At 45.2% G+C, this 239-nt stretch carries 1 pseudogene; it reads left to right on the top strand.

The window, feature by feature from the left end:
* Positions 1 to 239 (top strand): annotated as a pseudogene (eno, locus tag RYX56_RS25005) (phosphopyruvate hydratase); the annotation flags it as partial.

Here is a 239-nt window from a genome sequence, read left to right as displayed (position 1 = left end):
TAACGAAAAACTTTATCTGGGAAAATCTGTGCTTAAGGCAGTGAAGAATGTGAATACGATCATTGCTGATCACCTACTTGGCTGGGACACTGCAGACCAAAAAGGGATTGATGCTGCAATGATTCAATTAGACGGCACAGAAAATAAAGGCAAATTGGGCGCTAACGCAATGCTTGCCGTGAGCCTTGCAGTGGCAAAAGCTGCAGCCCTCGATGCAAACCTTCCTTTATACCGCTACA

This window comes from Alkalihalophilus lindianensis (genome assembly GCF_032843265.1).
In the GTDB taxonomy this organism is placed as follows: domain Bacteria; phylum Bacillota; class Bacilli; order Bacillales; family Bacillaceae_D; genus Alkalihalophilus; species Alkalihalophilus lindianensis.
Note: the sequence above shows the minus strand (reverse complement) of the source record. Positions and strands in the feature narration are given on the sequence as shown.